Consider the following 22437-nt stretch of genomic DNA (forward strand, 5'->3'; position numbering starts at 1 on the left):
CCGCCCGGTCGGCCAGGCGAGAGCCGCCACGTCCGCCAAGCGCTCAGGGCTTGAAGTCGACGCCGTCGTGGCCCACGACCAGTACGGCCGCGTCGTCCTCGTGTCCCACCTGGTCGGCGCCCTTGATCACGGCCGCGGCGAGCGCGTTCGCGTCCAGGCGTGCGACCGCGGCGATTCCGGCCAGCCGTGCCACCTGGTCGAGTCCCTCCTCCAGGCTCAGGTCCGGCCCCTCCACCACGCCGTCCGTCAGCAGGACGAACACCCCGCCAGGGGCGAGCCGGAACCGGGCCACCGGGTACTCCATCCCCCCGGCGATGCCGAGCGGCGGCCCGCACTCGTCCTCGGCCGTGCCGGACTTCCCGTCGGCCGTGGCCCACACGAAGGGGATGTGGCCGGCCCGCGCGCTCTCCAGCACCCCGGTGGACGGGTCGAGCCGTGCGAACGTGCAGGTGGCGAACAGGTCGCTGCCCAGGGAGAGCAGCAGCTCGTTCGTGCGGGCGAGGAGCTCGCCCGGTTCGCTCGTGACGGAGGCGAGCGCCCGCAGCCCGGCCCGGACCTGACCCATGAAGGCGGCCGCCTCGATGTTGTGGCCCTGGACGTCGCCGATGGACAGGCCCACGCGGCCGTCGGGCATGGCGAAGGCGTCGTACCAGTCGCCGCCCACGTTGAGCCCGTGGCAGGCGGGCGCGTAGCGCACTCCCAGGCGGACCCCCGGGGCGGCGGGCAGGTCCCTGGGGAGCATGCCCCGCTGGAGCGCGATGGCCAGCTCGACCTGGGAGCGCTGGAGCTCCGCGCGCTGACGTGCCTGGGCGGTGAGCGAACCGAGTCTGGCCAGCAACTCGTCGCCGTCGTCCGTTGGGCGCTTGCGGGGCATCGATCACTCCGGCGGGGCGGTGGCCCTCGAAGGGCAAACCCCCTGGTTCTCACCTTTATGGGATCATAACGACTCGGGTGCGCGGCCCGCAGCGGCCGCCTCCCCGCCGCCGGCGCCGGAGTGACGGGACGAGCGGCGGGTTCAGCCGATGTCGGAGTCGATGCCGGTGATCACCGCGGGCCCCAGGGGCGCGCTGCCCGGGTCGAGTCCCGCGTCGCGCAGCGCGGAGTCCGCGAGGTCCCGGGCACCCTCCTCGGCATGGGCGCCGCTGTCCGCCTCCACGGACAGCCGGATGGTGAAGGTGTTGTCGTCATTGACGGTGAGGGCGTCCAGGTCCTCGGTACTGCCCGTCCGAGTGGTGTGTGGATCGGCCGGCCGCAGTGCCCGGCTCAGCCGCGCTCGCTCGTCCTCCTCGATCCCGGTGGTGAAGGTGCCGGGAACGGTGATCAGGTACGTGGTCATGACGATCCTTTCCTCGGATGTCACACCGCCTACCCCTCAGAGCCCCGGGCCATCACGGCCGTCCGGAGTACCTCCTCGCACCACTGGCGGAACCCGGTGGGCGCGGTCTCGGGCGTACTCGGCGCACCGGCGCCGTAGAAGCCCTGCTCACGCAGGGCGTCCACCATGTCGGCCAGTCCCTGCGCCCAGGCCTCGCTCACGCCGTGACCCAGCAGCGTCGCCCGGTAGTCCGCGCTGCCGACGGCCTGGAAGCGCACCGGGCGGTCCAACACCTCGGAGACGACCTGCGCCATGCCCTTTGGGGTCAGATCGTCGGGGCCGACCAGCGGGACGTCGTCCTGCCCGGTCCAGGTGCCGTCGAGCAGCAGCCTGGCCGCCGTGGCGGCGATGTCCCGGGTGGCGCAGGTGCGCAGCACCCGGTCCCCGTCCGCCGCCAGGAAGAACACGCCCGCGGTGCGGATCGACTCGGCCTGGCCCAGCAGGTTCTCCATCAGGAACGGCGGACACAGTGCCCGGTAGTGCACACCCATGGCGGCGATCGCCTCGTCCATGGCGAGCGACGCCGATATCTGCCCGGCGTTCTTCGCCACGGAGCGGCCCAGCGTGGAGACGCCCACGACCCGTTCGACGCCCTGGGTCCCGGTCACCTCCCGCAGCGGCTCGGTGAAGGCGCGGAAGTGGCCCTCGACGCTGTCGGCCGAGGGGGTCGGGGGCACCAGCCAGAACAGCCGGTCGGCGCCGGCGCACGCCTCCTTCAGTACGGCGGGATCGGCATGCGATCCCGGCACCACCTCGACCCGCTCGCGCACCCGCGAGGGAAGGCGAGCGGGGTCGCGGGCGATCACCCGGATCCCGGGCGAGCCTTCCGGCGCGTCGAGGAGGCGGTCGACGACCTCCCGGCCGATCTGGCCGGTGGGCGTGGTGACGACGATCATGGACAACTCCAAGTCAGGCTGCTTCTCCGGGTGTTCCGGATGCCGTCGAGCCTGCTGCCTCACGCGCGGGAACTGAAGGACCGATCCGCTCCCGCTTGTTACCCTGACGGTCATACCGACCGCAGGAGAAACCCCCGTAGGGAGAGGCGTGGATTCCCGCCTGCTGCGCTACTTCGTCGCCGTCGCCGAGGAACTCAACTTCGCCCGCGCCGCCGAGCGGCTGGGCATGTCCCCGCCGCCGCTGTCCCGGGCGATCCGCCAACTGGAGACGGAGCTGGGCGTCACCCTCCTGGAGCGGACCACTCACAGCGTGTCGCTGACCGCGGCCGGTACGGTGCTCCTGCGGGAGGCGAGGATCGCCCTGGACGCCCTGGAGGCCGCAGGCCGGCGGGCCCGGCGCGCGGCCGCCCCGGAGCCGAAGCTGGTCCTGGCCGTCAAGGCCGACGGGGACGGGGGGCTGCTGGAGCCGATCCTGGCGCGCTTCGCGGCCGAGCCCGCGGCCGTACCGGTCGCCGTCCGGCTGTGCGGCTGGCAGGAGCAGCCGCAACTGCTGCGCCGGGGGGAAGCCGACGCGGCCCTGGTGTTCGAGCCCTTCGACCGTACGGGCCTGGACGCCGAGACGCTGGCCGACGAACCGCGCGTCGTGGCCCTCGCCGCCGGGCACCCGCTCGCCGCCCGGGACCGCCCGGTCGTCCTCGCCGACCTCGGACTGCGCCCGGGCGATGTGCACCGGTTCATCGACGAGACCCGTGGCGTGGGCCGTGACCTGGCCCAGTTGCTCACGCTCGTCGGTCTCGGCGATCTCACCCCGCTGCTGCCCGCGTCGGTCGCCGCGCGCTACCCGCGTCCGGGCGTCGTCTACCGGCCGGTTCAGGACGCGCCGCCCGTGGTGTTCGCCATCGCCTGGCCGCAGCAGTCCCGTTCGACGGCCGTGGCGGCGCTCGTCCGTGCCGCCCTGTCCGCGGCCGAGGGCGGCACCGGGACGGCACGGGAGGCGAGCTACTCCGCCGCGCACCGCGGGTAGAAGGAACGCAGCCCGGCGTACGGCATGTTCGTGGGCGTGGGGTCGTCCGTCTGTTCCGCGTCGACGACGTACTTGCCGGTGTACCTCCCGATGCCCGCGGACTTCTCGCCGAGCCGGCCCCGGGTCTGGTACATGCCGTCGCCGTCGTAGATGTAGGCGGCGAGGTCGGGGTACCGGTCGTGGTCGTAGTCGGCGACGGCGACACCGCGGGTCTCGCCGAGGTCCAGGTGCCGGGGGTCGTGGCCGCGGCCGGTCCGGGAGAAGGGGCCGCGTCTCAGCTCGGCGAGGCGCGGCTCGATCGGGCTGTCGCCCTGCCACTTGCCCGTGGCCACCACCACGAGGTCGGCCCAGCCGTCGCGGTCGAAGTCCGCCACAGCGGCCAGGTCCGTCTCCCCCGGCCTGGAGCGGCCGACCAGGTCATGGACGCCGACCCGCTTTCCGGGGCCGGACGCGGTCCCGAACGTGATGGTCAGCCGTGCCCCGGTCCCGGAGGGGTCCAAGACCCGGTCGCGGTGGCCGTCGGCGTCCAGGTCCGCGAGGAGGTCTCCCGTCCCGGTCACACACGGCTTGACGGCGGACGCCTCCGCCGGGCGCGGAGGCGCCGTTCCCTCGAAGGTGTTGAACGAGCCCGCGAAGACCGCCAGGGCCGCCGCCACGACGGCGACGATCCGGCGCGGCCGGATGGTGTGCGCTGTCAGGGGCATCCGGGCATGATGCCATGTCAGCCCTTGGCGAAGCTCCGCAGTTGGTCGACGGAGCCGTTGAACCTGTCGTGGTCGCCCACCGTCGCCCCGGTCGAGGTGTACTGCCACATGGTGTACGTGGACCAGCCGGGCGGCAGGTCGCCCACGGTCGACGCGTACCGGGCGATCCACAGCGGGTTGGTCGCGGCGAAGCCGGCGTAGTTGCCGGTGCAGGTGTTCCACCAGCTGGTGGCGGTGTAGATCACCGCTGCGCGGCCGGTGCGGGACTTGTACCGGTTCAGGAAGTCACGGATCCAGGTCACCATCGCGCTCTGTGTCTTGCCGTAGCAGTCGTCGCCGTACGGGTTCCACTCGATGTCGAGCACGCCGGGCAGGGTGATGCCGTCCTTGCTCCAGCCGCCGCCGTGGTCGACGAAGTAGTCCGCCTGGGTGGCGCCGCCCGTGGTGTCGGGGGTGGCGAAGTGGTAGCCGCCGCGGATCATGCCGGCACCGGTCGCGCCGGTGTACTGACCGGAGAAGTAGGGGTTGGTGTAGTAGGTGCCCTCGGTGGCCTTGGTGTAGGCCCATCTGACGCCGCTGCTCCACAGGGTGGACCAGGCGACGTCACCCTGGTAGCTGGCCACGTCGACGCCTTCGGTCTGGCCGGCGCGCGGGCCGCCCGGGGCGGGGCCGGCGCCGTCGTGGGCCTCGACTCCCATGCCCATGCGGGCGGAGCCGCGAGCCGGGGTGGTGTCGTCGGCGGCGGCGGGGACGGTGAACGGGGAGGTGAGCAGCGCCAGCAGGGCGGCCGGGACAGCGGCGGCGAACAGGCGGGCGCGCATGGGGTGAAGGGCTATGAATGGTCGCACATACATCATCCGACCGGCAGTTGGGCCGCACCGCACGCCAAGTACCGCCGGATGACGGCCCATCGGGTCCAGAAGGCTCCGTACGAGTGAGTCAGCCCTGGCCGGCATGGGTGTGACTGTGCGACACCTCGGCCCCGCGGGGCGGCGAGGCGGCCCTGCGGTCGCGCAGCCAGTCGTGGACCGCCAGACCCAGCGCGCACAGCACGGGCAGGACTCCGCAGCCGACGGCCAGGGCGACGGCGGCGCGGTAGTCGTGGGGATGGGTGCCGAGCACCACGTAGAACAGGCCCGGCAGGGCCGCCGTACCCACCGCCCCGCCCAGGCGCTGCCCGGTCTGGAGCGCCCCGCCGGCGGCTCCGGCCATCCGCACCGGCACGTCGCGCAGCGTCATCGTCACGTTGGGGGAGATCACGCACCCGCTGCCCACACCGCCGAGGAACAGGGCGGGAAGCACGAGCCACACCGAGCCGTCGCCAGGTGAAAGACGCAGGATCAGCGCCGTCGCCCCCAGTCCCAGGACGACGGCGGCCAGCCCGCACACGGTCAGCAGCCGGCCGAGCCGCTCCACCAGGCGGCCGGCGATCGCCGCGGCCAGGGCGGAGCCGATGGCGAACGGTGTCACCACGAGTCCGGACCGCAGCGGGCTGTAGCCCTGGCCGTTCTGGAAGAAGAGTGCGAACACCAGCCACACCCCGCTGAATCCGACGAAGTACAGCGTGGCGATGGCGGCGCCGACGGCGTATCCGCGGGTCGCGGTCACCAGCCGCGGGTCGAGCAGCGGCCGCCCGTCACGCACCGCGACCCGCCGCTCCCACCGGGCGAACGCGGCGAGGAGGGCGAGCCCGAGGAGGAAGAGCCACCACAGCCGCCGTATCCCGCCCGATTCCGCCAGCACCAGCGGAAGCATCAGCGCCAGCACCCCGCAGCCCAGCAGCAGCACACCGCCCAGGTCGAGCCGCTCGCGCCGGCCGGGGGCCACTTTCGGCAGCAGCCGCAGGCCGAGGAGGAGGGCGAGGACGCCGACCGGTACGTTCACGTAGAAGATCCAGCGCCAGCCCTCGGGACCCTGGGCCAGCTTGAGGATCAGGCCGCCGGCGACCGGGCCCACGGCGCTGGAGATGCCCACGGTCGCCCCGAAGAGGCCGAATGCCTTGCCGCGGTCGGCTCCGCGGAACATCTGCTGGATGAGGGCGGAGTTCTGCGGGGCGAGACAGCCCGCGGCGACCCCCTGGGCCAGCCGGGCGGCGATGAGCAGGGTGATGGTGGCGGCCGCGCCCGCCGCGGCGCTGCACCCGACGAACGCGCCGAGCGCCAGCAGGAAGACGCGGCGCCGGCCGACCGTGTCCCCGATCCGCCCGGCGGTCACCAGCACCAGGGCGAAGGCCAGGGCGTAGCCGGAGACCACCCACTGGATGGCCGGTGCGGACGCGTGCAGGGCCCGCTGCATGGAGGGCAGGGCGACCGCGACGATCGTGACGTCCAGCAGGCTCATGAACCCGGCGACCAGCGTGACCGCCAGGGCCTTCCAGCGCCTGGGATCGCGCCCGTCGTCCGCCCGTGTGCCCGGTTCCACTGGTTCGCTCCTGTGCCCTTTCGTCACGTCATGGGGGCGAGTACCCATTTGTTTTGTGCAATGACTCCAGAACCTTTCCAATCCGATCAAGAACTCTCGTATAGTGACGGCCAGTTGAGCACCAAGCGTCACCACTCACTCACATCTGCCGGCGATCACGCCGACAGCTGCCCTAGGACCCTCTGATGACCGCGCCCACGCCTGACGGCGAACGCCCCACCTTCCGCACGATCGCCCCCGCACTGGCGCTGACCGGCATCCTGTCCGCGTTCGTCGTCGTCACAGCGGTCGATCTGGCGCCGCCGTCGGTACGCACTCCGCTCGCCTGGGGGGCGAGCGCCGCGGCACTGGTGCTGTGCGCGGCGGTGGTCTCCGCCGTGCACGCCGTGCAGGGCGAGCGCGGCGCCCGGCGCAGGCTGGAGACCGTGACCCAGGACCTCGGCCGGCTTCTCCAGCAGCAGGCCCGGGCGACCGAGGAGTCCCGGCAGGAGCAGCAGCGCCTGATCGACGAACTCGCCGAGCAGCGAGCCGAGTTGACCGCCTCCTTCGACCAGGAGCGGACCCGGGTCGAGACGGAGGCCGCCCGGGAGCTCGACCGCCTCGACCGGGACAACGCCCGCCTCGCCGCGCAGCTGGAGCGCGCCACCCGGGAGCGGGCGGCGGCGATCGCCGCGACGTCCAGCGCGGCCGGCCGTATGCAGGCCCTGGCCACCGCCACCCTCGCCGACCTGCGCGCGATGGAGGACCGCCACACCGACGAGGAGGTCCTCGCCGACCTCCTCCACCTCGACCACCGCACCGCGCAGGCCGGCCGGCTCGCCGACTCGATCGCCGTACTGACCGGCGCCCGCTCCGGCCGGCGCTGGGCGCGCCCCATCGCGATGGAATCGATCCTGCGCGGGGCGATGGGCCGGATCAGCGGTTACCAGCGGGTACGCGTCCACTCGGTCAGCGATCAGGCCGTCGCCGGCCACGCGGCCGAGGGCGTGATGCACGCGCTGGCTGAGCTGCTCGACAACGCCGCCAATTTCTCGCCCCCGACCGCCGAGGTCCACGTGTACGTGGAGGAGGTGCCGGCCGGCGTCATCGTGTCCGTCGAGGACAGCGGACTGGTGATGGGTGACGTCCAGCTGCGCCGCGCCGAACAGGCGGTGGCCGGTGACAGCTCCGAGCTGGGCGGTCTGACCGGCACCCGGCTGGGACTGGCCGTGGTGGGCCGGCTGGCCCGCAAGCACGGCCTACGGGTGTCCTTCCGGCCGTCCGCGCGCGGCGGCACGGGCGTACTGATGCTGATCCCGCAGGAGATCCTGACCAGCCCGCACCTGGCCGGACCGCCGGCCGCCGTCGCCGCGCCCGCCGACACGCGGACGCGTCCCGCCGAGCCGGACGCCCCGCCCGCCGAGGTGCCCGCGACGGACCCCACCCCGGTCCACGAGGCCGCGGACAGCGATGCGGACGACCGGACCGACCAGGACGGCCAGGCCGGGCAGGACGACGAGTCGGCGCACCTGCCCAAGCGGCGCCGGGGCCGCACCCTCGCCGCCGCCGAGCGGACGAGGCCCGCACCCGGGGTCACCGGGCCGGGCCGTACTCCCCCGGCCGTCGACGACGCCAAGGTCCGCGCCGCCCGCTTCAGCAGCTTCCGTCAGGCCGTACGCGCACCGGCCGCGGACCACACCGCGCCCGACGCGTCCGACGTGTCCGGCCACTCCGCCTCCGACGACACCGCGCCGCCGCACACGAACCCCTCCCACCCGCAGGCACACCCGGAAGGCGACACCACTTCATGACCGGCAGGACCACCGCCGACGAGAAGCTCACCTGGCTCATCGAGGGTCTTCTGGAGCGCACCCCGGGCGCGCGCCACGCGCTCGTGCTCTCCCGCGACGGGCTGAAACTGTGCCGCACCCCGGAGCTGACCGTCGACCAGGCCGACCAGCTCGCCGCCATCGCCGCCGGCATCCAGTCGCTGTCGCACGGGGCGTCCGTGGAGTTCGGCGACGGCAGCGGAGGCGTGCGGTCGGCGATGACCGAGTTCTACGGGGGCGTGCTGTTCATCGTGGAGGCCGGCGAGGGCGCCCACCTCGCCGTCGTGACCACCGAGGACGCGGACCCCGGGCTGGTGGGGCACAACATGAGCGAACTGGTGGAACAGCTCGGCGAGCACCTGAGCGCTCCGCCCCGCACCTCATGAGCCGCCCCGGCCGGGACGACGCTCCCGACCGCCTCTACACCATCACCGGTGGACGCAGCAGGCCCGCTCCCGACAACCCCTTCGACCTGGTCACGCTCGTCGTCGCCGAGTCGGCGCCGGCCCCGGGGATGCAGTCGGAGCTCGCGGCGATCCTGCGGCTGGCCGAGTCCCCCACCTCGGTGGTGGAGATCGCCGCCGAGCTGAAGCTGCCCGTGAGCATCACCAAGGTCCTGCTGTGCGACCTGCTGGCGGCGGGCCGCGTCAGCGCCCGCCACCCCCGCAGAGCGGCCGTTCACGACCCCGACATCCTGGAGCAGGTGCTCGTTGGACTCCGTAACCTCTGACGCGCGCACCCCTTTGGGTGCCTCCGCCGACAACGGTCTGAAGATCGTGGTCGTGGGCGGTTTCGGCGTCGGCAAGACCACGCTGGTCCGCTCGGTCAGCGAGATCCGTCCCCTCAACACCGAGGAGACGATGACCCAGGCGGGCGAGGCTGTCGACGACATCCGGGAGGTGCGCGGCAAGACCGCCACCACCGTCGCCTTCGACTTCGGCCGGATCACGCTGGACGCGCGCAACGTGCTTTACCTGTTCGGCGCGCCGGGCCAGGAGCGGTTCTGGTTCCTGTGGGACCGGCTGTTCTCCGGCACGCTCGGCGCGGTCGTCCTCGTCGACACCCGGCGGATCGACGACTCCTGGTACGCCATCGACCGGCTCGAGCACCACGGCACGCCGTTCATCGTGGCCCGCAACGACTTCGGCGGCCCCGCGCACGCGCCGGACGCCATCCGCGAGGCCCTCGACCTGGACCCGCACGTGCCCCTGATCGACTGCGACGCCCGCTCCCGCGAGTCGAGCAAGCACGTGCTCATCACCCTGGTCCAGCACATCCAGCAGCACTACGCCGGCCGGTCCGCCCCGGCGGCCCTGCCCCGACAGGAGTTCGTGTGACGCCCGACGCCGTCCCGCTCAGCGGCCCCCGGTTCCAGACCGAGCCCGCCCGTCTGTACCGGGAGATGCGGCTCGAACACGGCGCCGTCGCCCCGGTGCTGCTCGACGGCGACGTGCCCGCCTGGCTGGTGCTCGGCTACCGCGAACTGCACCAGGTCACCGGCGACCCGGTGCTGTTCAGCCGCGACTCCGACCTGTGGAACCAGTGGGACATGATCCCCGCCGACTGGCCGCTGCTGCCGATGATCGGCCGCAAGCAGCCGTCGATCCTGTACACCGTCGGCGAGCGCCACCGGCAGCGTGCCGCGATGATCAGCAACGCCCTGGAGGCGGTGGACCCGTACGCGCTGCGCGGCCACGCCGAGCGGTTCGCCGACGAGCTCGTCGACGCCGTGTGCACCGTGGGCACGGCCGATCTGATCGGCCAGTACGCGATGCTGCTGCCGGTGCGGGTCCTGGCCCGGCTGTACGGCTTCTCCGACGAGGAGGGGCCGGGGCTCGTCACCGCCCTCAACGACATGATCGACGGCCGGGAGCGGGCCATCGCGGGCCAGACCCATCTGGCCGGCTCGATGGCGCGGCTGCTCGCCGACCGCCGGGCGGCACCGGCCGACGACGTGGTCTCCCGGATGCTCGCCGACGAAAGCGGCTTCAGCGACGAGGAGATCGCCCAGGACCTGATGGTGATGATGGCGGCCGGGCACCAGCCGACCGCCGACTGGATCGGCAACTCCCTCAGGCTGATGCTCACCGACGACCGCTTCGCCGCCTCCCTCTTCGGCGGCCGCAACAGCGTCGCCGAGGCCATGAACGAGGTGCTGTGGGAGGACACGCCCAGCCAGAACATCGCCGGCCGTTGGGCCTCCCGCGACACCCACCTCGGCGGCCGCCGCATCCGGGCCGGTGACCTGCTGCTGCTCGGCCTCCAGGGCGCCAACTCCGATCCGCAGGTCCGCACCGACGGCACGGCCCTGACCGGCGGCAACAACGCACACTTCTCCTTCGGCCACGGTGAGCACCGCTGCCCGTTCCCCGCGCAGGAGGTCGCCGAGGTGATCGCGCGGACCGGCATCGAGGTCGTGCTCGACCGGCTGCCGGACATCGACCTGGCGGTGCCCGCCGGGTCCCTCACCCGTCGGCCCTCGCCCTGGCTTCGAGGTCTGACCGAGCTGCCCGTGCGGTTCACGCCCGTACCCGCCCTCTGATCCCGCCTGCCCTGGGAGGCATGTCACGATGACGACCGGTACCGAAGCATCCCGGATCGCCCTCGACCCCTTCGTCACCGACCTGGACGGGGAGAGCGCGGCGCTGCGCGCGGCCGGTCCGCTCGCCGCCGTCGAACTGCCGGGCGGTGTCCCCGTCTGGGCCGTCACCCACCACGCCGAGGCCAAGGCGCTGCTCACCGATCCGCGTCTGGTGAAGGACATCAACGTGTGGGGCGCCTGGCAGCGCGGGGAGATCCCAGCCGACTGGCCGCTGATCGGCCTGGCGAACCCGGGCCGCTCCATGCTCACCGTGGACGGCGCGGACCACCGCCGGATGCGCACACTGGTCGCGCAGGCGCTCACCCCGCGCCGGGTGGAACAGCTGCGGGAGCGGATCACCAAGCTCACCGAGGAACTCCTCGACCGGCTGCCCGCGAACGGGGACGTCGTCGACCTCAAGACCGACTTCGCCTACCCGCTCCCCATGTACGTCATCGCCGACCTCATGGGCCTGGAGGAGGCCCGGCTGCCCCGGCTGAAGGTGCTGTTCGAGAAGTTCTTCTCGACCCAGACCCCGCCCGAGGAGGTCATCGCGACCCTGACGGAGCTGGCGCAGATCATGGCGGAGTCGGTGGCCGCCAAGCGGGCGGCGCCCGGCGACGATCTGACCAGCGCCCTGATCCTCGCCTCCGAGGACGGCGACCGGCTCACCGACGAGGAGATCGTCTCCACCCTCCAGCTGATGGTCGCCGCGGGCCACGAGACGACCATCTCGCTGATCGTCAACGCCGTCGTCAACCTCTCCACCCACCCCGAGCAGCGCGCCCTGGTGCTGTCCGGTGAGGCGGACTGGTCGGCCGTGGTCGAGGAGACGCTGCGCTGGTCCACGCCGACCTCGCACGTCCTGATCCGCTTCGCGACCGAGGACGTGCCGGTCGGCGACCGGGTGATCCCGGCGGGCGACGCCCTGATCGTGTCGTACGGCGCGATAGGCCGGGACGAGAAGGCGCACGGGCCGACCGCGGGTGACTTCGACATCACCCGCGAGTCGGCGAACCGTCACATCTCCTTCGGGCACGGCCCGCACGTCTGCCCGGGCGCGGCCCTGTCCCGGCTGGAGGCCGGGGTGGCGCTGCCCGCGCTGTACGCCCGCTTCCCCGGCCTCGACCTGGCGGTGCCCGCGTCGGAGCTGCGCCACAAGCCGGTGGTGACGCAGAACGACCTGTTCGAGCTTCCGGTACGGCTGAACCCCTAGTCCTCGGGCTGCTGGGCCCTGGGCTTGGAGGGCCGGGCGAGGACGGTGTTCAGGACGTCCTCCAGGGTCTCGACCGGTTCCTCCACCGGGCCCTGCGCGCGCCAGGCCACGAACCCGTCGGGGCGGACGAGAACGGCGCCCCCGGGTGTCGTGCCGTGCCGCTCCGCCCAGTGCACGTCGTCCTCGGGGGTCAGCTCGGCGCCGGGTCCGGTGCCCACGCGGTACGAGGTCAGCGGGATCGACATCTCTTCGGCGAGGCGGGTGGCGGCCTCGTGCCAGCCGCCCGTGCCGCCCCGCTCACCGGCGTCGCTCAGCAGGACCAGGTCGCGCTCGTAGAGGTCGAGGGTGGAGATCCGCTCCCCGTCCCGCCGTACCCACATGTGCGGGGCCCTGCTGCCCGGTTCACCGGTCAGGTTCAGCGCCTCGGGGACGACCGGGGTGGTGGGGTCGGCGTCGACGACGGCGCCCTGCGGGTAGCGGTAGCCCAGGGCGACGTTGAGGATGCCGCGCTGGGGGCCGCCGCTGCCCATGCCGGGCGCCGGGGCGAACCCGGGGTGGCTGTGCTCCACCGAACGGGTGGCCGCGCGGGCGCTGGTCGCCTCCGCCACCGGGCGGCGCTCGGCGTCGTAGCTGTCCAGCAGCCCCTGGCCCGCCCAGCCGCCGAGCACCGCGGCCAGCTTCCACGCGAGGTTGTGCGCGTCCTGGATACCGGTGTTGGAGCCGAACGCCCCGGTCGGGGACATCTCGTGCGCCGAGTCGCCGGCCAGGAAGACCCGCCCGGACCGGTAACGGCCGGCGACGCGCTGGGCGGCGTGCCAGGGCGCCCGGCCGGTGATCTCCACGTCGAGGTCCATGTCACCGACCGCGCGGCGGATGTGTTCGACGCACCGTTCGTCGGTGAACTCCTCCAGAGTTTCGCCGTGTTCGGGGTGCCAGGGGGCGTGGAAGACCCAGTTCTCCCGGTTGTCCACCGGCAGCAGCGCCCCGTCGGCGTCCGGGCTGGTCAGGTAGCAGACGATGAAACGGCGGTCGCCGACGACGTCGGCGAGACGGCGGGAACGGAAGGTCATGCTGATGTTGTGGAACAGGTCGCCGGGGCCGCTCTGCCCGATGCCGAGCTGTTCGCGGACGGGGCTGCGGGGGCCGTCGGCGGCGACCAGGTAGTCCGCGCGGATGGTGGTGTGCTCGCCGGTGTCGCGGCTCTTGACCACCGCGGTGACACCGGTGGGATCGGCGTCGAACGACATCATCTCGGTGTGGTACCGCAGGTCGCCGCCGAGGCGGACGGCATGGTCGAGCAGGACCGGCTCCAGGTCGTTCTGACTGCACAGGCACCAGGAGCCGGGGCTGAAGCGGGCGAGACCGCCGCCCGGGTCGATCTCCTTGAACAGCCATTCGCCCGCGTCGCCCACCAGGGTGGGCGTCTGGAGGATGCCGTGGTTGCCGGCCAGCGTGGCCGCGGCCTGCCGGATCCCGGCCTCGACGCCGGCCACCCGGAACAACTCCATCGTCCGTACGTTGTTGCCACGTCCACGGGGGTGGATGGACGTGCCGGCATGACGTTCCACCAGCGTGTGCGGCACCCCCAGCCGGCCCAGGAACACCGAGGTCGACAGGCCGACCAGGGAACCGCCGACGATGAGGACGGGGACCCGGTGGGTGCCGGGGTCGGCGGAATCGGCTCTTTCCTTCATCACTCGCCTCCAGCGCGTCGTATGCACCGACTCGGCCGGATACGGCCGGGATCTCTCATGCATGCCCCGCGAGGCGTGGGCGGGTTCAGGGTTCTTCACCCGCCCGGAGGGCGTCCGATCCGGGCAGTTGGTGGTTTGAGCCGCGCGTACGGCGACACCGGGGCCGGCCGAGGCCGGCCCCGGGGGTGTCAGATCCGTCCGCCGGTGAGACGCGTCAGCGGGCCCTGCGCGGGCCGCCCGGTGCGGCGGCCCACCGCGTACGACGCGGCGCTCACGGCGGTCAGGCCGGCTCCCGCCGCCACGGCGACGAGCTTGCGCTGGCTGATCACCGTCCAGGCGGTCTTGGCGGTCGCCGCGACCTGGCCGGACGCCGCGACGACCGCACGGCGGCCCGCCTCCAGCTTCTCGGCGCCGGTGTGCACAGCCGCGGTCGCCGCCTCGGCCGCCGTTCCGGTCGCCTTGTCGGCACCGTCCTTGGCCGCTGACGCCACGTCATCCGTCTTGGCGGCGGTCTTCTTCGCGCCCCGCGAGACGGGAGCCGTCGCGTCGGCCGCGGTCCGTCGGGCCTTGGCCGCCGCGCCCTGCCGGGCGTCGGCGTTGCGCTTCGTGTCGTTGTCCGATTCAGTCATGGACATCGCCTTGCCGGTCCGTTGCGAGACAAACAGGCCCGGCCCGCCCGAAGTGCCTCAGCCGCCGAGTGCCGCCAGGACCACGGACTTCGCCTCCTCCTGCACCTGGGCGAGATGGTCGGCGCCGAGGAAGGACTCGGCGTACACCTTGTAGACGTCCTCCGTGCCGGAGGGCCGGGCCGCGAACCAGGCGTGCTCGGTGGTCACCTTGATGCCGCCGATGGCGGCGCCGTTTCCCGGGGCCTCGGTGAGCACGGCGGTGACCGGCTCCCCGGCCAGCGTCTCGGCGGTGACCTGAGCCGGCGACAGCTTGGCCAGCAGCGCCTTCTCCTCGCGGGAGGCGGGGGCGTCGATGCGCGCGTAGGCGGGTTCGCCGAAACGGGCGGTCAGTTCGGCGTAGTGCTCCGAGGGCGTCCTGTCGGTGACGGCGGTGATCTCGGAGGCGAGGAGGGCCAGCAGGATGCCGTCCTTGTCCGTGGTCCACACCGATCCGTCCCGGCGCAGGAAGGACGCGCCGGCCGACTCCTCGCCGCCGAAGCCGAGGGTGCCGCCGAGCAGCCCGTCCACGAACCACTTGAACCCGACCGGCACCTCGACCAGTTCGCGTCCGAGGTCGGCGGCGACCCGGTCGATCATCCCGGAGGACACCAGCGTCTTGCCGATTCCCGTGCCGGCGGGCCACTGCTCGCGGTGCCGGTAGAGGTAGCCGATGGCGACCGCGAGGTAGTGGTTGGGGTTCATCAGGCCCGCGTCCGGGGTGACGATGCCGTGGCGGTCGGCGTCGGCGTCGTTGCCGGTGGCGATGCGGAAACGGTCGCGCCGCTCGATGAGGGAGGCCATCGCGTACGGCGAGGAGCAGTCCATGCGGATCTGGCCGTCCCAGTCCAGCGTCATGAACCGCCAGGTGGGATCGGTGTGCGGGTTGACCACCGTCAGGTCGAGACCGTGCTGCTCGGCGATCCGGCCCCAGTAGGCGACGGACGCCCCGCCCAGCGGGTCGGCACCGATGCGCACCCCGGCCGTCCGGATCGCGTCCAGGTCCAGGACGCTCGGGAGATCGGAGACGTAACGGCCCAGGAAGTCGTACCGGCCGGTCGTGTCCGCGGCGAGCGCCTTGGCGTAGGAGAGGCGGCGTACGTCCTTCAGGCCGCCCGCGATGATCTGGTTGGCCCGGTCCTGGATCCACGAGGTCGCGTCGGAGGCCGCCGGACCGCCGCTCGGCGGGTTGTACTTGAATCCGCCGTCGCCGGGCGGGTTGTGCGAGGGGGTGACCACGACGCCGTCGGCGAGCCCGGAGGCGCGGCCCCGGTTGTGGGCGAGGATGGCGTGCGAGACCGCCGGCGTGGGCGTGTACCCGTCGGCGCTGTCGATCAGCACGGTCACCCCGCCCGCGGCGAAGACCTCCAGCGCGGTCACCTTCGCGGGTTCCGACAGCGCGTGGGTGTCGGCCCCCAGGAAGAGCGGGCCGTCGGTGCCCTGGGCTTCCCGGTACTCGCAGATGGCCTGGCTGGTGGCGGCGATGTGGTCCTCGTTGAACGCGCTCGCCGTCGACGATCCGCGGTGTCCGGACGTACCGAACGCCACCCGCTGACCGGGCTCGGCCGGATCCGGGTGCAGCGCGTAGTACGCGGTGACCAGCCGGGCCACGTCGACAAGATCCTCGGGACCGGCCGGCGTGCCCGCTCGCTCGTGCGGCATGGGTGCGTTCCTCCGCTTCGGTTCTGATGTTCCGCTCGGCGTCTCATCTTTCCCCCTCGGGACGCCGGTACGCGAGTACCGACTTGAGTCTCCTCCCGGGGGAGACGAGAAGGTGGGCGCATGAACGGCGACACCCTGTACCCGATCGGTGAACTGGCGCGGCGCACCAGGCTGACGGTCAAGACGATCCGCTTCTGGTCCGATCGCGGCATCGTGACGCCCGCCGGCCGTACCGGCGCCGGCTACCGCCGCTACGGCCCGGAGGCCGTGGCCCGGCTGGCCCTGGTGCGGACGCTGCGCGAACTGGGGATCGGCCTCGACACGATCCGCCGGGTCGTGGACCGCGAGCTCACGCTCGGCGAGGTCGCCGAGCGGCACGCCGCCGCCCTGGAGGCGCAGATCGACGTGCTGCGCCTTCGCCACGCCCTGCTGACCACCGTGGCCAGGCGCCGGCCCACCTGTGAGGAGTTCGAGGAGATGGAACGCGTGCACCGACTGGCCCGACTGTCCCGAGCCGAACGTGACCGGCTGATCGACGACTTCCTGGACAGTGTCTTCGATGGACTCGATGGACTCGATGGACTCGACGGCGGCCCGGCCCACGCCGCGGCCCGGCGCTCCCTGACACCGCAACTGCCCGACGACCCCACGGACGAACAGGTCGAGGCGTGGGTGGAGCTCGCGGAGCTGTCCCTGGACCCGGACTTCCGGGCCGGCCTGCGGCGCGGCGTCGAGGACCACGCGGCCGTCTTCTCCGGCGGCGCCGCCGCACCGCCACGCCCCGGCGCCGTGGCGATCGTCCGCGACCGTGCGGCGGCCGCCGTGCGGTCCGGCATCGCGCCCGGCTCGCCCGAGGCCGCACCCGTCGTCGCGGCACTCACGGCGCACTGCGCCCGTGCCTTCGGCCGTCCCGACGACGCCGAGCTGCGCCAGTGGCTGCTGCGGCGCCTGTCGGCCGCGAGGGACACCCGCCGCGACCGGTACTGCGAACTGCTCGCGCTGGTCAACGGCTGGCCGGCTCCGGAGAGTCCGACCCCGGCGATCGACTGGACCGTCACGGCGCTGCGCGCGTCGAATTCCGGTAGCCGACCGTGCGCGGGCCCGGTCGCGTAGTGGTTCCGCGGGCGCGGACGCCGGTCCGCGCCAGGGCGTGTTCGCGCAGGTGGAGCAGCCCCAGGACGATCGCCGTGCCCACCGCGACCAGGTGCTCGCGGCCCGCCAGGTTGGGCACCGCGATCGACTCCCACACCATGGACCCGCCGGTGAGGGTGAAGACCACGGGCGCCCGCCGGACGACCGCGATGTAGGTGAACAGCCCGACCACCGCCGCCGACGGCCCGGTGTCGAGCACCCGCCCGCATGCGGCGGGCAGGCCCAGACCGCCCCAGCCGGGACCGATGGCGATCATCACGCGCGCGGTGAGCGTTCCGGCGAGGGTGGTGACGTACGCGACGACGAGTGTCCTGGCCCGGCCGAGGACGAGTTCGGCCAGGGCGAAGGCGAGGAACAGCTGGGTGATGCCCGCCCACACCGGAAGGTCGAGCGCCGGCACGTACAGCGAGACCGGGGTGCGCAGCAGGGCCAGCCACAGCGGCAGGTCGGCCTTGACGCCGCCCAGCAGCCACACCAGCCGCGTGCCGCCCGGCCGTTGCGCGAGGTCGTGGAAGAAGATCACGCCGAAGGTGGCCACCGAGGCCAGGGTCAGTGCGGGCAGTCCGCGACTGCACAGCTGCCGTACGGGATCCACGACGATCCCCTGCCACTCGCCCCGGACCGTCCGCCCGACGAACGACGCGGCCCTGCGGGCCACCGAACGCGGCTGTTCACCCCCGCTTCCGCCCACCGCCATCCCCGCGCCCCCGTCGTGGTCGCTGTGCCCCTCGCGATGCGAGGCCGTGGTCGAGGCCTCGACTCACAGGACCGGAAAAGCGCGCGACAAGTTGCCTCACAGTGTGGTTTGTCGGGCGGAAACCAAAAGATTTCACTCTCCCCGGAGGAGCTCCTGCGGCAGGGACCGGTCGCCTTCCGTCAGGTCCTGGGTGCCGATGACCGAGAGCAGTTGCAGCTGGGCGGCGCCCTCGGTGCCCGGCGGGGCGCTGAACCACAGCAGGCGCTGGCGGCCGTCCTCGCTGAACAGGCTGTGGCAGTCCAGCTCGATGACGCCCAGCGCGGGATGGACGATGCGCTTGTGGTCGGTGCGGCGCAGGGCGACGTCACGGGTCTCCCACAGGGCCGTGAACTCCTCGCTGTGCCGGCGCAGCGCGGCCACCGTCCGGACCACCTCGGAGTCCCTGCCGCGGCGGGCGGCGACCGCCTGGAGGTCGGCGACGAACACCCGCGAGTGATGGGGGTGGTCCTCGACCGGGTAGACCCCGCGGGATGCGGGGTCGGTGAACCAGCGGTACACGAAGCTCGCGGCGGGTCCGGTCGTCGCCGGGGGCGGGCCGAGCAGCGCCCTGGCCAGGGGGTTCTGTACGAGTGTCTGGTGCAGGTCGGTGATCACCTGCGCGGGCGTGGTGGTCAGCCGGTCCAGCAGGCCGAGCAGGGCGGCCTGGACGTGCGCCGTCGGACCGTGTGCCGCCGGGGGGAGCGGGCGGTCGGCGAGGTGGAAGAGGTGGTCGCGTTCGTCGCCGTTCAGCCGGAGCGCGCGGGCGAGGGCGGCCAGGACCTGGGCGGAGGGCTGGGCGCCGCGGGCCCGTTCCAGCTCGGTGTAGTAGTCGGCGGACAGTCCGGCCAGCTGGGCGACCTCCTCCCGCCGCAGTCCGGGCACCCGGCGCCGGGGGCCCGTGGGCAGGCCGACGTCGGCCGGGCGGACCCGGTCGCGCCGGGACTTCAGGAAAGCGGCGAGCTCCGACTGGTTCACCCCGCCATGATCCCGCGTGCCGGTCCGCCGAGCCAGGGGTCGCCGACCCCAGGGTGGGGACAGCCGTGGCTCACGCCGGAGCACCGGACCAGGCTGGAGGTGCACGCCCGTCCGGCACGTTCACAGGAGTCGACATGTCCCCCCAGGAAACGAGCACCGGCGCCGGCGCCTCCGTCCAGGGCGCCGGCCCACGTCGCGTCGCCGTCGTCACCGGCGGTTCGCGCGGCATCGGCCGCGAGACGGTGAGCCGGCTGGCCGCCGACGGACACGCCGTGGTGGTCGGCTACGCGGGCAACCGCGAGCTGGCCGAGGCCGCCGTCAAGGAGGTCACCGCCGCCGGTGGCCGGGCGGTCGCCGTCCGGGCCGACGTCGCCGACGAGGCTGACGTGGCCGCGCTCTTCGCCACCGCGGAGGCGGAGTTCGGCGGGGTCGACGTGGTCGTCCACGCGGCCGGCCGCATGTACCTGTCGCCGGTCGCCGAACTGGACCTGGCGGAGCTGGACGCGATGCACCGCACCAACATCCGCGGCACCTTCGTGATCGCCCGGCAGGCCGCCCGGACCCTGCGCGCCGGCGGCTCGCTGATCACCTTCTCCACCTCCGTGGTGGGCCTGGCCTTCCCCGAGTACGGCGCCTACAGCGCCAGCAAGGGTGCGGTCGAGGCGCTCACGATGGTCCTCGCGCGAGAGCTGCGCGGGCGGGACGTCACCGTGAACACCGTGGCTCCGGGGCCCACCGCGACGGACCTTTTCCTCGACGGCAAGGACGAGGAGACGGTCGCCCGGCTGGCCGCCCAACCCCCGCTGGAACGCCTCGGCACCCCCGCGGACATCGCCGCGGTGGTGTCCTTCCTCGCCTCTCCGGCCGGTCACTGGGTCAACGGCCAGGTGATCCGCGCCAACGGCGGCATCGTCTGACGGCCGCCCGCACACCCGCCGGCCCACCCACCAGAACCTCACTGAGGAGAACCGTCATGCCGTTCGCGAACTTCAAGGTCCCCGCCGGAAGCCTCGACGACAAGCAGAAGGAGGAGATCGTCACCCGCGCCACCCAGCTGTACGTCGACATCTACGGCGAGCGCGCCCGCGCCACCACCCTGGTACTGGTCGAGGAGGTCACCGACGGCGGCTGGGGCATCGGCGGCGACGTGCTGACGCTCGCCATGCTCCAGCAGTCCCCCGAGGACTGACGCACCGGCCCGCTGCGGGTGCGCGGCGGCCGGGTCCGGCGGAATCTGGGGGTCATGCCCCCCAACGCGGTGGAGCCGGTGCTCGACGAGCTCTACACCACCCCGCCGGCCCGGTTCGTCGCCCGCCGGGCGGAACTGGCGGCCGCGGCCAGGGCGGACGGGCGCGCCGAGGACGCCCGCCGGATCCGCGCCGCGCGCCGCCCCACCCTGGCCGCCTGGGCCGCGAACCTGCTGCTGCGCTCGCGTCCCGAGGAGAGCCGGCGGTTCCTCGAACTCGGCCGGGCGCTGCGCGAGGCGTACCGCGCGCTGGACGCCGCCGGGCTCAAGGAGCTGTCCGAGGAGCGCCGGCGGATCCTCTCCGCCCTGTCCGGGCAGGCGGCCCGGCTCGCCCGGGAGGCCGGGCACGAACTGTCGGGCGGGGTGCGGCAGGAGATCGAGTCGACCCTGCGCGCGGTCCTGGCCGACCCCGACGCGGCGGACCGTTGGGCCCGGGGCCGCCTGGAGGGCGCGCTCACCCCGCCGTCGGAGTTCGACACCGCCCAGATGCCCGACGTACCCCCGGCCCGGCGGACCGCCGCACCGCCCGCGGCGCCGCCCGAGCCGCCGTCCGAGGCGAAGGACGAACTCGCCGAGCGGCGCCGCCGACGGCGGGCCGAGCAGCTCGACCGCGCCCGCGAGGCCGCCGACAGGGCCGTACAGAGGCTGCGCGAGAAGCGCACGGCGCAGACGGAGGCCGAGGCACGGCTGACGCGGGCCCGGGACCGTCACGCCGAGGCGCTGGACCAACTCTCCACCGCCGAACGGCAACTGGACCGGGCGCGCGAGACCCTCCGGAAGGCGGAGCGCGAGCAGCGGCGGGCGGAGGAACACCTCGGGTCCGCCGCCGAAGCCGTGGCACGGGCCGGACGGGCGGCCCGCGAGGCCGCCGACAGAGCCGACCGCCTCACCACCGACTCCTGACGCGGCGAATCCTCCTGCCGCCCCCGACCGGGCGAACCCGTACGGAGCACCCTTCACCCACTTACCCCGCTGCGTTCGTGGTGTGGCACGGCACGGCGCAAGATCGTGCCCATGCGACCGGCGCGCTTCCTTGCGCGGCGCGCCGGTCGCTGTCCCGTTCCGTCCACCGGCTGCCCCTGGCGACAGGCGCAGGGGTCCGCGAAGGAGATGCGCGCAGGATGACCATCACGTCCGAACGAGTTTCAGAACTGTCGGCGCAACAGGTGTCGCACCATGTCTCCCAGTCCGTGTTCGACGGCTCCAGGCTCCGGGTCGTCCTGCTGGTTGACGTCTACGACGGAGCCCAGCAGCAGTTCCTGGAGGCGTACGAGCACCTGTGCAAGCAGGTCGCCTCCGTGCCCGGCCACGTCAGCGACCAGCTGTGCCAGTCGATCGAGAACCCCTCCCAATGGCTCATCACGAGTGAGTGGGAGAGCGCCCCGCCGTTCCTGTCCTGGGTGAACAGCGAGGAACACGTACGGATGGTGGAGCCGCTGCACAGCTGCGTCCGGGACACCCGGTCGCTGCGCTTCCACATCGTCCGCGAGACCGGCGGCCCGGCCACGGACGCCGCGACCGGCAAGCGCCGGCTCCAGTCGTCCCCGCGGATCGGTGACGGCGTGGTCCGCCACGCGCTCACCTTCACGGTCAAGCCGGGCAGCGAGGAGAAGGTCGCCTCGATCCTCGCCGACTACGCCTCGCCCGAGCCGCAGGTCGACGAGGCCACCCGGCTGTGCCGCACCTCCCTGTTCATGCACGGCAACCGGGTCGTACGGGCCATCGAGGTGCGCGGCGACCTGCTCACGGCGCTGCGCCATGTCGCACGGCAGCCCGAGGTGCGGGCCGTCGAGGAGGCCATCAACCCGTATCTGGAGCAGGACCGGGACCTCGACGACCCGGAGTCCGCCCGGGTGTTCTTCACCCGTGCGGCCCTGCCGGCCGTCCACCACGTGACGCACGCCAAGGACACCCCCGAGGCGGAGCGGCACGCGCTGTTCTACCCGGCCCGGGAGGGACTGGGCATGCGGCTGGCCGAACTCCTCGCCCAGCAGGACGCGGTGGCGGCGAAGGACTCGCGCAGCCCGATCCTGCGCAGCACGGTCTTCGAGCGGGACGACGTCGTCGTCCGGCTGATCGACGTGCGGGGGTCCCTGGAGGCGGCCGACCCCGTCGTCGTCCTCGGTCTGCCCGAGCCGTCGCAGGCGGCCGAGCTCACGACGCTCCTCGACGCCGGCGCGAAGAGCGGTGACCCCGCGCGTCTGCTGGCGTCCGCCCGCATGGCCCTCATCACCGACCGCCGGTCCCCCGAGTCCTGACCGGCCGCAGCACAGCATCGGAGG

23 protein-coding genes are annotated in these 22437 nt (G+C 73.2%); 12 read left to right on the plus strand and 11 right to left on the minus strand.

The features are described 5' to 3' along the window. Window positions 1-43: 43 nt before the first annotated feature. The 3 genes from ACFY01_RS00095 to ACFY01_RS00105 form a co-directional block, all read right to left on the minus strand. Window positions 44-874, minus strand: coding sequence for a PP2C family protein-serine/threonine phosphatase (locus ACFY01_RS00095; protein ID WP_390733323.1), 831 nt, complete (start codon window positions 872-874; stop codon window positions 44-46). A gap of 141 nt (window positions 875-1015) precedes the next feature. Continuing rightward, complete coding sequence (locus ACFY01_RS00100) at window positions 1016-1336, minus strand: hypothetical protein (RefSeq protein WP_390733324.1); 321 nt, start codon at window positions 1334-1336, stop codon at window positions 1016-1018. 29 nt (window positions 1337-1365) lie between these two features. Next, window positions 1366-2271 (minus strand): NAD(P)H-binding protein, encoded by a 906-nt coding sequence (locus ACFY01_RS00105; RefSeq protein ID WP_390733325.1) that lies wholly within the window; start codon window positions 2269-2271, stop codon window positions 1366-1368. A 148-nt stretch (window positions 2272-2419) separates the two neighbouring features. Between ACFY01_RS00105 and ACFY01_RS00110 the strand changes: the two genes are divergently transcribed. Further along, window positions 2420-3295 carry a LysR family transcriptional regulator gene (locus tag ACFY01_RS00110; protein WP_390733326.1) on the plus strand — a complete coding sequence of 292 codons (876 nt, stop codon included), beginning with the start codon at window positions 2420-2422 and terminating at the stop codon, window positions 3293-3295. Here ACFY01_RS00110 and ACFY01_RS00115 read toward each other — a convergent pair. The 3 genes from ACFY01_RS00115 to ACFY01_RS00125 all read right to left on the minus strand — a co-directional run bounded on the left by ACFY01_RS00115 (window position 3271) and on the right by ACFY01_RS00125 (window position 6420). After that, window positions 3271-3999, minus strand: a complete 729-nt coding sequence (locus tag ACFY01_RS00115; RefSeq protein ID WP_390733327.1) for an FG-GAP repeat domain-containing protein — start codon at window positions 3997-3999, stop codon at window positions 3271-3273. The genes ACFY01_RS00110 and ACFY01_RS00115 overlap by 25 nt on opposite strands. Window positions 4000-4016: 17 nt before the next feature. Further along, on the minus strand, window positions 4017-4820 hold the full coding sequence (locus ACFY01_RS00120) for a lysozyme (RefSeq protein WP_390733328.1): 804 nt from the start codon (window positions 4818-4820) through the stop codon (window positions 4017-4019). A 118-nt stretch (window positions 4821-4938) separates the two neighbouring features. Next, on the minus strand, window positions 4939-6420 hold the full coding sequence (locus tag ACFY01_RS00125; RefSeq protein WP_390733329.1) for an MFS transporter: 1482 nt from the start codon (window positions 6418-6420) through the stop codon (window positions 4939-4941). Window positions 6421-6605: 185 nt separating this feature from the next. Here ACFY01_RS00125 and ACFY01_RS00130 point away from each other — a divergent pair, with 185 nt between their 5' ends. Genes ACFY01_RS00130 through ACFY01_RS00155 form a run of 6 tightly spaced genes read left to right on the plus strand, consistent with a single transcriptional unit; the run spans window position 6606 to window position 12025 of the window. Continuing rightward, complete coding sequence (locus tag ACFY01_RS00130) at window positions 6606-8210, plus strand: ATP-binding protein (protein WP_390733330.1); 1605 nt, start codon at window positions 6606-6608, stop codon at window positions 8208-8210. Then, complete coding sequence (locus ACFY01_RS00135) at window positions 8207-8614, plus strand: roadblock/LC7 domain-containing protein (protein WP_361445394.1); 408 nt, start codon at window positions 8207-8209, stop codon at window positions 8612-8614. The genes ACFY01_RS00130 and ACFY01_RS00135 overlap by 4 nt, the downstream gene beginning before the upstream one ends. Beyond that, a complete protein-coding gene (locus ACFY01_RS00140; RefSeq protein WP_390733331.1) occupies window positions 8611-8958 on the plus strand; it encodes a DUF742 domain-containing protein in 348 nt (115 codons plus the stop codon). The genes ACFY01_RS00135 and ACFY01_RS00140 overlap by 4 nt, the downstream gene beginning before the upstream one ends. After that, window positions 8939-9565, plus strand: coding sequence for an ATP/GTP-binding protein (locus ACFY01_RS00145; RefSeq protein WP_390733332.1), 627 nt, complete (start codon window positions 8939-8941; stop codon window positions 9563-9565). Before ACFY01_RS00140 ends, ACFY01_RS00145 begins: the two co-directional genes overlap by 20 nt. Beyond that, the gene (locus tag ACFY01_RS00150) at window positions 9562-10770 is read left to right on the plus strand and encodes a cytochrome P450 (RefSeq protein ID WP_390733333.1); all 1209 of its coding nucleotides are present in this window, start codon (window positions 9562-9564) and stop codon (window positions 10768-10770) included. The genes ACFY01_RS00145 and ACFY01_RS00150 overlap by 4 nt, the downstream gene beginning before the upstream one ends. A 28-nt stretch (window positions 10771-10798) precedes the next feature. After that, window positions 10799-12025 (plus strand): cytochrome P450, encoded by a 1227-nt coding sequence (locus ACFY01_RS00155; RefSeq protein WP_390733334.1) that lies wholly within the window; start codon window positions 10799-10801, stop codon window positions 12023-12025. On the opposite strand, the gene ACFY01_RS00160 is transcribed toward ACFY01_RS00155, so the two are convergent. The 3 genes from ACFY01_RS00160 to pgm form a co-directional block, all read right to left on the minus strand. After that, window positions 12022-13719: an FAD-dependent oxidoreductase gene (locus tag ACFY01_RS00160; RefSeq protein ID WP_390733335.1), complete on the minus strand. Its 1698-nt coding sequence runs from the start codon at window positions 13717-13719 to the stop codon at window positions 12022-12024. The two genes, ACFY01_RS00155 and ACFY01_RS00160, sit on opposite strands and share 4 nt — an antisense overlap. 188 nt (window positions 13720-13907) lie before the next feature. Then, window positions 13908-14354: a hypothetical protein gene (locus ACFY01_RS00165; protein WP_390733336.1), complete on the minus strand. Its 447-nt coding sequence runs from the start codon at window positions 14352-14354 to the stop codon at window positions 13908-13910. Between the two features lie 51 nt (window positions 14355-14405). Continuing rightward, window positions 14406-16046, minus strand: coding sequence for a phosphoglucomutase (alpha-D-glucose-1,6-bisphosphate-dependent) (gene pgm / locus ACFY01_RS00170; protein WP_390733337.1), 1641 nt, complete (start codon window positions 16044-16046; stop codon window positions 14406-14408). 120 nt (window positions 16047-16166) lie between these two features. On the opposite strand from pgm, the gene ACFY01_RS00175 reads away from it, so the two are divergent. Next, complete coding sequence (locus tag ACFY01_RS00175) at window positions 16167-17159, plus strand: MerR family transcriptional regulator (protein WP_390733338.1); 993 nt, start codon at window positions 16167-16169, stop codon at window positions 17157-17159. On the opposite strand, the gene ACFY01_RS00180 is transcribed toward ACFY01_RS00175, so the two are convergent. Beyond that, window positions 17101-17895, minus strand: a complete 795-nt coding sequence (locus tag ACFY01_RS00180) for a hypothetical protein (protein ID WP_390733339.1) — start codon at window positions 17893-17895, stop codon at window positions 17101-17103. The two genes, ACFY01_RS00175 and ACFY01_RS00180, sit on opposite strands and share 59 nt — an antisense overlap. 132 nt (window positions 17896-18027) lie before the next feature. Beyond that, window positions 18028-18909: a helix-turn-helix transcriptional regulator gene (locus ACFY01_RS00185; protein ID WP_390733340.1), complete on the minus strand. Its 882-nt coding sequence runs from the start codon at window positions 18907-18909 to the stop codon at window positions 18028-18030. 134 nt (window positions 18910-19043) lie between these two features. On the opposite strand from ACFY01_RS00185, the gene ACFY01_RS00190 reads away from it, so the two are divergent. From ACFY01_RS00190 to ACFY01_RS00205, 4 genes are all read left to right on the plus strand, one after another. Next, window positions 19044-19826, plus strand: coding sequence for an SDR family oxidoreductase (locus ACFY01_RS00190; protein ID WP_390733341.1), 783 nt, complete (start codon window positions 19044-19046; stop codon window positions 19824-19826). Between the two features lie 56 nt (window positions 19827-19882). Next, entirely contained in the window at window positions 19883-20098 is a 216-nt protein-coding gene (locus tag ACFY01_RS00195) for a tautomerase family protein (RefSeq protein WP_390733342.1), read from the plus strand. 54 nt (window positions 20099-20152) lie between these two features. After that, a complete protein-coding gene (locus ACFY01_RS00200) occupies window positions 20153-21058 on the plus strand; it encodes a hypothetical protein (RefSeq protein ID WP_390733343.1) in 906 nt (301 codons plus the stop codon). Window positions 21059-21276: 218 nt separating this feature from the next. Next, window positions 21277-22413 carry a SchA/CurD-like domain-containing protein gene (locus ACFY01_RS00205; RefSeq protein ID WP_390733344.1) on the plus strand — a complete coding sequence of 379 codons (1137 nt, stop codon included), beginning with the start codon at window positions 21277-21279 and terminating at the stop codon, window positions 22411-22413. Window positions 22414-22437 lie beyond the last annotated feature (24 nt).

The organism is Streptomyces sp. NPDC001480, assembly GCF_042894725.1.
Classification (GTDB): Bacteria; Actinomycetota; Actinomycetes; order Streptomycetales; family Streptomycetaceae; genus Streptomyces.

Bases quoted from the DNA above. Each gene is read 5' to 3' on its own strand.
- ACFY01_RS00095 (WP_390733323.1), bottom strand. From the start codon at position 874: ATGCCCCGCAAGCGCCCAACGGACGACGGCGACGAGTTGCTGGCCAGA.
- ACFY01_RS00100 (WP_390733324.1), bottom strand. From the start codon at position 1,336: ATGACCACGTACCTGATCACCGTTCCCGGCACCTTCACCACCGGGATC.
- ACFY01_RS00105 (WP_390733325.1), bottom strand. From the start codon at position 2,271: ATGATCGTCGTCACCACGCCCACCGGCCAGATCGGCCGGGAGGTCGTC.
- ACFY01_RS00115 (WP_390733327.1), bottom strand. From the start codon at position 3,999: ATGCCCCTGACAGCGCACACCATCCGGCCGCGCCGGATCGTCGCCGTC.
- ACFY01_RS00120 (WP_390733328.1), bottom strand. From the start codon at position 4,820: ATGCGCGCCCGCCTGTTCGCCGCCGCTGTCCCGGCCGCCCTGCTGGCG.
- ACFY01_RS00130 (WP_390733330.1), top strand. From the start codon at position 6,606: ATGACCGCGCCCACGCCTGACGGCGAACGCCCCACCTTCCGCACGATC.
- ACFY01_RS00135 (WP_361445394.1), top strand. From the start codon at position 8,207: ATGACCGGCAGGACCACCGCCGACGAGAAGCTCACCTGGCTCATCGAG.
- ACFY01_RS00140 (WP_390733331.1), top strand. From the start codon at position 8,611: ATGAGCCGCCCCGGCCGGGACGACGCTCCCGACCGCCTCTACACCATC.
- ACFY01_RS00155 (WP_390733334.1), top strand. From the start codon at position 10,799: ATGACGACCGGTACCGAAGCATCCCGGATCGCCCTCGACCCCTTCGTC.
- ACFY01_RS00160 (WP_390733335.1), bottom strand. From the start codon at position 13,719: ATGAAGGAAAGAGCCGATTCCGCCGACCCCGGCACCCACCGGGTCCCC.
- ACFY01_RS00165 (WP_390733336.1), bottom strand. From the start codon at position 14,354: ATGTCCATGACTGAATCGGACAACGACACGAAGCGCAACGCCGACGCC.
- pgm (WP_390733337.1), bottom strand. From the start codon at position 16,046: ATGCCGCACGAGCGAGCGGGCACGCCGGCCGGTCCCGAGGATCTTGTC.
- ACFY01_RS00175 (WP_390733338.1), top strand. From the start codon at position 16,167: ATGAACGGCGACACCCTGTACCCGATCGGTGAACTGGCGCGGCGCACC.
- ACFY01_RS00180 (WP_390733339.1), bottom strand. From the start codon at position 17,895: ATGGCGGTGGGCGGAAGCGGGGGTGAACAGCCGCGTTCGGTGGCCCGC.
- ACFY01_RS00190 (WP_390733341.1), top strand. From the start codon at position 19,044: ATGTCCCCCCAGGAAACGAGCACCGGCGCCGGCGCCTCCGTCCAGGGC.
- ACFY01_RS00195 (WP_390733342.1), top strand. From the start codon at position 19,883: ATGCCGTTCGCGAACTTCAAGGTCCCCGCCGGAAGCCTCGACGACAAG.
- ACFY01_RS00200 (WP_390733343.1), top strand. From the start codon at position 20,153: ATGCCCCCCAACGCGGTGGAGCCGGTGCTCGACGAGCTCTACACCACC.
- ACFY01_RS00205 (WP_390733344.1), top strand. From the start codon at position 21,277: ATGACCATCACGTCCGAACGAGTTTCAGAACTGTCGGCGCAACAGGTG.